We start from the raw sequence: 9,654 nt of genomic DNA, 5'->3' as shown, positions 1-9,654 counted from the left end.
GATTGGTGTCAATCTCAAAGCAGCAGCTTAAATTATCATCAGTATTTATACTGATCGCATAACTGTTATGCTCCCAAGGTCATGACAGTGAGCATGGAGATGAAACTATAGCAGCCACACCTCAAAATGGAGTCGCTGTAATGGATAGAGGTTTTTCGAGTTCGGAACGCGTTCAAGCATTAATGAAACAAGAAAATCAATATTTTGTACTACGAATTAAGAATAATTCTACTATCAACATGAAGGAGGATGGAACTTATGAAGTGTGGAGTAACAAACGAAAAGTTCAAGTAAGATTAGTGACTTTTTCAGATTTAGAAACCCGAACTGAATTTAGGTTTGTCACTAATTTACCTGAATCAGGAGAATTAGCATACACCAATGAAGAAATTGGAGAAATTTATCGCAGACGATGGCAGATTGAATTGCTGTGGAAATTCTTAAAAATGCATTTAAAACTGGCTCGTATAATTACTAAAAATACTAATGGAATCAAGATCCAAATCTATGCCTGTTTGATTTGTTATTTATTGCTTCAGTTAGTTGAAGTTCCTGATAAAATTGGAAATAAACTCTTAGACAAATTACGATATTTGCAGGCTTTTATGTGTGAGAAAATCAGCTATATTCACTGGTTTAAGGAACTTGTTTTCAATTGCTGAAATCAGCATTTTATAGGATTCGTATGTCTATTTTCAGAATTCTATCAATAAGCGTTCAACACTTCTGATTGTATGCAAAAAGGGAGAGCAAGTTAGCGTGCATCTCAAAGAATTCTCATTAGTATCTCTCAAAATCCCAAGTACGGAGATATTCAAAGCAATAGAAATGGCGATTCCAGCCACTGCAATCGAACAGGCGATTACTAAAACCAAGGTTGAAGAGAAACGTCATCGCGCCCTACCAGCACAACTGGTAGTGTGTCTGGTAATCGCCATGAGTCTGTGGTCGAAAGATGCAATGCGGGATGTACTAAAAAATTTGCTTGATGGTCTTAATGAAGGGTGGATAAAAATTGGTAAATATTGCCGATTTCCATGTAAATCGGCAATTACTCAAGCCAGACAAAGATTAGCAGCAGGCGTGATGAGACAGTTGTTTCATTCATTAGTACGACCAAGGGCTACAGTTGAAACAGTAGGAGCTTTTATCAACGAACTCAGAGTCGTAGTGATAGACGGAACCTGCTTATATCTCCTCTCTGGGTGATGAAAATGCCAGAGTTTTTGGTCGTCCAGGAAGCCGTCCAGGTACAAGAGCAGCGTTTCCTTGCATCGAGATTAGTTATTTTAGTAGAGGCAGGAACACATTTAATATTTGATGCCTTAATGTGTCCATATAAAATGGGAGAAAGAGTAAGAGCGTTAAAGTTATGGAGATCAGTAACGCCGGGAATGCTGTTGATGTGGGATAGAGGCTTACATTCTTATGCGATGGTAGAAGCTACAGTCAGTAAAGGTTGTGAGTATTTGGGGCAAATTCCATCCAAAGTTAAATTCTTAAACGAAACACAATTAGATGACGGTTCATATTTGAGTTGGATTTATCCATCGGGGAAATTAAGAAAAAAAGGATTTCAGCCAATACAGGTAAGAGTAATTGAGTACACAATTGAGAATGATGACCGCCCAGAAGCACAAATTAGATATCGTTTAATTACCAGCTTGTTGGACGCGGAAAACTTTCGGGCCCAGTTACTTGCCTGTGAATATCATCAACGTTGGGAAGTTGAGAATACGATTGATGAACTGAAAGTACATTTATTAGGACGAAAAACTCATCTTCGTTCTCAAAAGCCTCTTGAGGTGGTACAAGAAATATATGGGTTACTACTAGAACCGAAGAGCTTTAAGGTCATTAATTTTTCAAGCGGCAAGCAACGCAAGCATTTCACCCTTGCTTCTTTCTTTTACTGGAACATTACGAGTTGTTCGTCGCGGGCTGCCAAAATTTCAGCGGTTACAACAACAAGAACTTCCCTTTTTTTGAGTTGGTTGACTTTGGAGATTCTCGATCAAAATATACCGGAAATAGTGAGCGACAAACAACCCAAGAGTCGTGAAAAAGCCTGTTTCCAAATTTCGGTCTAAACAAGTTAAACACAGAGGTACTGGAATCATAATGAATCCTCCTGTATTTATTGTTTTAAGCACTGCATAGCCCTTAACTGAACCGTATTGGATTAAAATCAGGAGAGTATGGGGACAAACACAAGATGGAAGCACCCACCGCTTCAATCTACGGGCTTAATTGAATCTACTTTATGCGCTGGTAAGTTATCCATCACTACTACTGCTCCCGACCACAATTCTGGCACTAAACATTTCAAGGGTAAACACCTCAAATGCTTGGCTATCCATCGAGTTGTCTAGGGTCATTAATGCCACTACTTGCGTGAGACTAAGTGCACCAATTACTGTGACTTTCTTACCTCGATAAAAAGGTTTGACCGCTTAGGCTCTCGTCCCTCGTTGGAAGCATGAGTTCGGGTTAAACAAGCGTAATACTCCCGTCTCATCTAAAAAAAATATATTTTTGGGCTCGATATACTTGACTTTTTCCCAATACTCTAACCTTAACTTCATGACTCTTTATGTGCCTGCTTGGCTACTCCTGACTGTTTTTTTTTACGATTTAATCCCAACTTCTGTAAGGCACTACACCTTGCTGTTCTGCCTACCCAATTTCCTGTCTTTTGGGCGAATAACTCACACAATTCTACCAAGGTTGCATGGGGATGTGCTGCCACTATTTCTCTTAATTGTTGTGACCCATTATTCAAATGACTGAATCTGGGTTTACCCCTGGGTAAGGGCTGTAAATTTCCCTCGATTTTTTGTTGGTTGACAAGTTTTTGAACTAAGCTTTTACTGCAGGCAAATATTTCTGCTGTTTTTCTGATCGACAGCTTCTGTTCTAAATGGGCTGCTACTATGAAAGGATCGCAAATCTACTGAGTATGCTTTCATTTGTATATTATTTTTAGTCGATTCTATTGTACCTCATAACATCCGGAAGTGCTGTATCGTGCAGTTCCGACTATTTAGCAGACGCTAAAGTTATTAAATTTTCATTCCTAAATTGAGAGAGGATGTGAAAACACTCCGATCGCAACTCGAAGTAGAACGCCCCGATCGGGAAGAAGTTGAGGGGGAACTCTCCGACCTGAGACAAAAATCAAAAAATGATGCAGCCAGGAAAAATTTTCCCGATTTTCCAGAGCCGGCAGACTTGCTCAATAAGTTAAAAGCGCGGCGTAAAAAGTCGAGGGCAGACTTGGCTGATATGGAAGCAGTCTTGGACATATTGGCAAGTCTAGGCACTTGATTGTCTCCAATTTTGTCTCCAAATTGTCTCCAAACAGCCCTGTGTTTGTCTCCAAAAACTCTGTGTTTGTCTCCAAAACATCCTGTGCAACCACAGAGAACAAGCCCTAGAAACGCCAAAACCCTTGATTCCTCAAGGGTTTTAAATACTGTTCGCGCAAGCGGACGGTGGGACTCGAACCCACGACGTTCAGCATGGGAAGCTGACATTCTACCACTGAATTACGCCCGCGCTTAGGGTTTTTTACCTGTTTTCACCTGCTTTCACCTGGGAGGCCGATCGCTAAAAAACCACTAGAAAAACATTGTACAACTATTTTCGGATTTTGAGTAGACCTCTTGCAAAAATCCTTTTCATCAATTGATGGGACGGGCTCTGGGGCCCATCCCACAAGATTTATTTTTTCTTGTGGGATGGGCCCCAGAGCCCGTCCTAATTATTTTTGCAAGAGGTCTAGTATAGCATTTTGACAATCAATTTTGGGCGATCGCCGATCGCCCCTCCACCGCACAAAAAAAGTCCTGCACCAAAGGCAGGACTTAATCTAACTTAAATTTCTTAGTCTCTTAGAGAGGGACTTCGTTTGACAAAAAGCGGTTTCAACCGCCGATCGATCGAGGGGAATCGAACTTTGCCGTTAGACGAAGCGCAAAGAGTTGCTGTCAATAGCCAGGAAAGAAACTGATTGGACGATCGCAATCAATTCATCCGAGCCCGAAGTCTTCTTAAAGATAGCGGTTCCAGCAGGCAATCCTTCGGGTGAAGCACCTAACACGTAAGTGCTAGGAGCACCTTGAAGTTGGAGGATATCTTTGATCGGGTTAAAACCGACAATCAAAGCGTAGTCGCCTGCGCCAGTGCCGGTATCGTTGCCATCGTTGTAATAGAACTTGGTAGCATCTCCCAGCAAGAAAGTATCATTGCCTTCTGCACCAATCAGCGTATCGATTTCGCCTAGCCCTGGGTTAGCAGCAGTGTAGTCAACACCAACGAAGATGTCGTTACCTTTTGTGCTGTAGAGGAAATCGTTGCCGCTACCGCCAAACAACACATCATTATTTTCACCGCCGTACAGAGTATCGCTACCCTCGTCGCCGAGTAAAGTATTGTTGCCGAGTTCGCCTGCGAGGACATCGTTACCAGCGCCGCCAAATATCAAATCGTCAGCTTTGCCACCTAATGCGGTATCTGCACCGTCGCCGCCGACAAGGGTGTCGTTGCCGAGGTTGCCAAACAAGAGGTCGTTGCCAGCATCGCCGAATACACCGTCATCACCTTTGCCGCCAAATAGGATGTCGTCGCCGCCATTGCCTCCCACGGTGTCGTTGCCCTGGTTGCCATACAAGATATTGTTAGCTTCGCTGCCAACGATCGCGTCGTTGCCGCTGGTGCCGAGAATCTGTGGCAATTCGCTTGGTGCGGGCGCGCTTGTGACTGTGAGTGCGATCGGAAGTGCGATCGTCACAGGCGATGCGGGAGTGAAAACGGGTGTAGGTGTTGTAGCCGGTGTGGGCGTCGTAACCGGTGTTGGCGCTGTGGGTGGCAGCGGTGGGAGTGCAACCGGTGTTGGCGCGGTGGGTGTCGGCGCGGTGGGTGTCGGCGCCGTGGGTGTCGGCGCGGTGGGTGTTGGCGCGGTGGGTGTTGGCGCCGTGGGTGTCGGCGCCGTGGGTGTTGGCGCTGTGGGTGTTGGCGCCGTGGGTGTTGGCGCTGTGGGTGACTCTGGTAAATTAGCACCCAGAATGTCGCTACCAGAGAGGTTGTTGATGGTTTCGATTAAGCCAGCACCCGCGACAGTAGGCGATGCACCGAAAAAGTCTAAAATCACCAAGTCATCAGCAGGGTTGGCGATTCCGTCTTGGTTGATATCAACTACCAGACTGGTACCTTGCCGCCCTAAGCCTAGAGTTCCCGCCGCCAAGGACAGGGAAAGGTTTGTGCTGGTAATGCCGAAATTTATGCTCAGCTCCTCTATACCCTCGGTATCCTGAATCTGAATAGCTTTTGATGGTGAGAAGATTCCGTAGATATCTTTACCTGCACCGCCTCGCAGCACGTTGCCGGAATTCCTATACTGGGTAGTAAGAGTATCGTCACCCGTACCGCCTTCTAAGGTTTGATTGTTGCCGTCTCCCCTGATGTAGTCATTGCCGTCTCCCCCGATGAGAAGACCGTTGAGGGTGCTAAGGGAGAGCCTGTCATTTCCCGCACCGCCATCCAAAGTTGTAGAATCGCCGCCGCCTCGCAGCGTGTCATCTCCATCGCCACCAGCCAGACTATCGCTGCCACTGACACCGAAAAGGTTATCCCCCAAAACGTCATTGCCTGCACCGCCATCCAGCGTGTCATTGCCGTCGCCGCCAAGGAGGGAGTCATTTCCTACACCCCCACTGACACTGTTGTTTCCTGCACCCCCAAGCAAAGTGTCGCCACCATCTAAGCCAGCGAGGGTGTCATTGCCTTCTAAGCCTGAGAGGTTGTCATCACCGGCAGTGCCTATGAGGTTATCATCGCCGGGAGTACCTGTGGTTACATTGAGTCCTGGTGCCGCCGTAGCCTCCGTGAGATTAGCAGCTAGGATTGCTGTACCCGAGAGGTTGTTGATGGTTTCGATGAAGCCAGCACCCGCGACAGTCGGCGATGCACCGAAAAAGTCTAAAACTACAACGTCATCGGCTGGCTTTGCTACCCCGTCTGCGTTAATGTCAATCAGCAGGCTCGTACCTTGTCGGGCAAATCCCACCTTTCCAGGCGACAAAGATAGAGAAACGTCTGTGCCCGGGATCTGGAAATTCGCAACAAAGAGCTGATCTGTGCCACCGGTATCCTGAATCTGACTGGGTTTCCCCGCAGGGGCAGAATAGCGATCGTTGCCGATTCCCCCTCGCAGCACATTGCCGGCATTCGCATACTGGGCATTGATCGTATCATCGCCAGCACCGCCATCTAAGGTGCTATTTGGGGAGCTATAAAAACCGCCATAAAGCAAGTCATTGCCATCACCACCAAAGAGGCTATCATTGCCGCTAACGCCTGGTGCGAGAGTATCATCGCCAGCACCGCCATCTAAGGTGTTATTGGAGCCAGAACCACTCAGAGAGTCATTGCCGTCTGCCCCAAAAAGGCTGTCGTTGCCTAACCCGCCCTTGAGAGTGTCATCTAAGGATGTACCCAGAAATATTGCCATGTTTTTTCCTGCTTACTGTAAACAGGCGATCGCTAATTTTACTTAGCTACTACGCCCTAATTATCTATCAGTGCTTTTTCCCCAAAATTATGCGAATTTTCCAAAAAAGTTTTTTTAGGCAAAATTTGTTTTATTTGGGACAAAAGATGCTATATAATACCATCTTGTTCCAAAAAACACAATATTTTTGTCACCGTATATCCGTAAGTATATATCACTTGAATAGACTAATTAACCACAAGTAAGTTTTTTTAATCCTAAAGAAAGTAATAAATGTTATTAAATAGCGGAACCAATTCTCCCGTGCTCATTATTACAGGAATGCACCGATCGGGAACTTCTCTCACTGCTGCCTTCCTACAGAAAATAGGTCTTGACTTGGGAAACAATCTCCTGAAAGGCAACTATTGGAATCCCCCAGGTTACTTTGAAGATAGTGATTTTGTAGAATTTCAGCGAACAATTCTGCAAACTTGCTCTCGGTGCGACGAAACAGGTTTTCCCGATTGGGGGTGGACGGAAAGCGAACAGCTAGACGCCCAAAAACTTAACATTAATATAGAGCCTGCGAAGCAATTAGTCAAATCTCGATCCAACCACTCAGAACTTTGGGGTTGGAAAGATCCGCGCACCAGTTTAATGTTAGATTTCTGGAATCAAATCATCCCGAATGCTGGCTATCTATTTGTCTACCGCTATCCTTGGGATGTCACTGATTCAATCTTGCGGTTGAACATCCCATTTTTCTCACAAAACCCCGAATATTGCTTAAAGATATGGAAATTTTATAATGGCCACATCTTAGAATTCTATAAAAGGCATTACAATCAATGCCTACTCGTAAATTTGAATACCTTGCTAACATCTCCCGGCAAAGTGTTAGAATTATTAAAATTCAAGCTCAATCTGCCTCTGAAATCTCCCTACAACCAAGAACCAGATATCAAAAATACTTTGATGTCAGTTTATAACCCTCAAATGCTGAGCAGCTTGCACCTCAACCATCCCCTAATTCAAGTTCTCAATCTCACATCTGGCGGATGTTTGGAAATCCTAAATCAGCTAGATTTAGTAGCCGACTTGCCGAGTCCATTTTCCAGCTTATCCTTGCCGCGAAATGGCGGAACCCTAGAGCGTTTATCCCTCCGACTGCATCAGGAAACTATCAAAGTTCAGCTTAACCCAGAGTCGCCTCAATTTCTCAGTTGGCTGTCCGGTTGTATCGATCGCTATCATAGCACATCCCATGAATCTCCCTTAACAGATTTACGTCAAGCGCGCCATAAACTAGCAGCATTTTGGCTGTCTGCACCACCAGATAAACTGCAAAGCAGCTATTCTGGCTATGCGGGAAAAGCCCAGAAAATGCTACTAGCCAGCGGCATGAGAGACGAACCTCTGACTGATGTCGAACAGCGGGAAGTTGAGAAGTTATCTCAATATGTTGCTAAAGGATTTGAATCCCCAGAAGCTATCCAATATTTGCTAGCAGCGATGCTGTATAGGCGGGCAGATCAGTTGCCGTTGCAGTATGGCAGAACTGCTGTCCCACAGTGGTTTTTTAACGATTTGCTGGAGTTTATGCTGTACTTCCCCAGTTATTTTCAAGAAGTGGGAGAAGTCGAGAACTATTGTAGCTATATGCAGCAATTAGTAGATTTAGTTCACAGTCGCGTTTTCAGCAATCCTGACTCCAAAATTTGGCAAAATGTTGCTTTAATCTTTGCAGATACCGTTAACTTTGTCCCTCTCTATTTTAGCACAAATAACTTAAAAGATGTCTATACCAAGCGCTCGGATATTCTAGAATTTATCCTAAAAACTAGGGGACATCAGATTGACTTCAGCTTTGACAAACGCCCCGCTAACAGAGGCAAAATTCGCCTCGGCATTCTCAAAGCAAGTTTCGCGCCAATTTCAGAAACTTTTACCACTATCCCGGCTTTCGAGCATTTAGACAGAGAGAAATTTGAGATTATTTTATATGTCCTCAACGCGAGCGATCGCCCTTTGGATGTATACTGTCAAAGTCGGGCAGACAAACTGGTGAAGTTACCGCAGGAACTGCACAGTCAAGTCGAGATAATTCGCGCCGATGACCTGGATATTTTGTTTGTAGGGTCGATCGTCACCAATGCCGCTCAAAACATCATATTACTAGCTTTGCACCGCCTAGCGCGGTTACAGACCACCTATTTTGCATCTCCCGTCACTACAGGCATCCGCAATATCGATTACTACATTTCCGGCACTTTGACGGAACCTTTGCAAGAAGCGCAAGCACAATATCGCGAACGGTTAGTAATGTTAGATGGGACAGGATTTTGCTTTAATTATAGCATCCAAAAAGCAGAAGCAAGTATTAAATTTGAGAGAAAAAGCTTGAGAATTTCCGAGACAGCAGTTGTATTTATCTCCGGCGCTAATACATTCAAGATTATTCCAGAACTCAGGGAAACTTGGGCAAAGATTATCGCAGCCGTGCCTAATTCAGTCCTGGTTTTATATCCCTTCGGCAATACCTGGTCTGGTGATTACGTCAAACAGCCGTTTATCAATAAAATGTCTGCTATATTTGATAAATACAGTATCGATCGCACTCGTTTAATTTTATTAAATACCCTGGCGAATCGCGAAGATGTGAAAGCAGTGTTAAAACTCGCTGATGTCTATCTCGACTCCTATCCCTACGCGGGTGCAAATTCGACGGTTGATCCGTTAGAAGTTGGATTGCCCACTGTGGTGAGAGAGGGCAATAATTTGCGTTCCCGACAAGGGGCGGCCATCCTGCGAGATATCCAGTTGTTTGATTTAATTGCTGACAGCGAAGAGTCTTATATTAACTTGAGTGTCGCACTCGGAATTAATGCCCAATTGCGAAAGCAAAAGCGCGATGAAATCCAATACAAAATGCAGCAGCAACCGAGGTTTCTGGATAGTCGCGCTTATTCGGCAGCTTTGGGTTCGGTATTTGAAAAAATGCTAATAGTGAATCGGCTTTAGAACTTAGCCCTTTTTTGAAAAAAACAAAGGAAGCATCTCAGTTTTGCATTTACAGTGCGAGCGTCCCCGCTCGCGTATTGTTCAATACGCGAGCGGGGACGCTCGCACTACAATAAAAAAAATGCTTTTTACAAAACTGA

At 44.7% G+C, this 9,654-nt stretch carries 4 protein-coding genes, 1 tRNA gene and 1 pseudogene; 4 read left to right on the top strand and 2 right to left on the bottom strand.

Going from position 1 to position 9,654, the window contains the following annotated elements:
- Positions 1-62 precede the first annotated feature (62 nt).
- The 3 genes and pseudogenes from QT992_RS32185 to QT992_RS32170 all read left to right on the top strand — a co-directional run bounded on the left by QT992_RS32185 (position 63) and on the right by QT992_RS32170 (position 3,327).
- Positions 63-662, top strand: coding sequence for a transposase (locus QT992_RS32185; protein WP_333342957.1), 600 nt, complete (start codon positions 63-65; stop codon positions 660-662).
- 166 nt (positions 663-828) lie between these two features.
- Positions 829-1,989, top strand: a pseudogene (locus QT992_RS32180) (IS4 family transposase).
- Between the two features lie 1,104 nt (positions 1,990-3,093).
- Positions 3,094-3,327, top strand: a complete 234-nt coding sequence (locus QT992_RS32170; RefSeq protein WP_333320042.1) for a hypothetical protein — start codon at positions 3,094-3,096, stop codon at positions 3,325-3,327.
- Positions 3,328-3,486: 159 nt separating this feature from the next.
- Here QT992_RS32170 and QT992_RS32165 read toward each other — a convergent pair.
- Both QT992_RS32165 and QT992_RS32160 read right to left on the bottom strand, forming a co-directional pair.
- Positions 3,487-3,558, bottom strand: a tRNA-Gly gene (locus QT992_RS32165).
- Positions 3,559-3,964: 406 nt separating this feature from the next.
- Positions 3,965-6,511, bottom strand: coding sequence for a calcium-binding protein (locus QT992_RS32160; protein WP_333342960.1), 2,547 nt, complete (start codon positions 6,509-6,511; stop codon positions 3,965-3,967).
- A gap of 273 nt (positions 6,512-6,784) precedes the next feature.
- Between QT992_RS32160 and QT992_RS32155 the strand changes: the two genes are divergently transcribed.
- The gene (locus QT992_RS32155) at positions 6,785-9,514 is read left to right on the top strand and encodes an O-linked N-acetylglucosamine transferase family protein (protein WP_333342959.1); all 2,730 of its coding nucleotides are present in this window, start codon (positions 6,785-6,787) and stop codon (positions 9,512-9,514) included.
- The last annotated feature ends 140 nt before the right edge of the window (positions 9,515-9,654 follow it).

It is taken from the genome of Microcoleus sp. T3_D1, from assembly GCF_036700405.1.
Taxonomy (GTDB): domain Bacteria; phylum Cyanobacteriota; class Cyanobacteriia; order Cyanobacteriales; family Microcoleaceae; genus Microcoleus.
Note: the sequence above shows the minus strand (reverse complement) of the source record. Positions and strands in the feature narration are given on the sequence as shown.

What these genes read in the sequence shown, in the direction of transcription:
- QT992_RS32160 (WP_333342960.1), bottom strand. Translation starts at nt 6,511, where the DNA reads ATGGCAATATTTCTGGGTACATCCTTAGATGACACTCTCAAGGGCGGG.
- QT992_RS32155 (WP_333342959.1), top strand. Translation starts at nt 6,785, where the DNA reads ATGTTATTAAATAGCGGAACCAATTCTCCCGTGCTCATTATTACAGGA.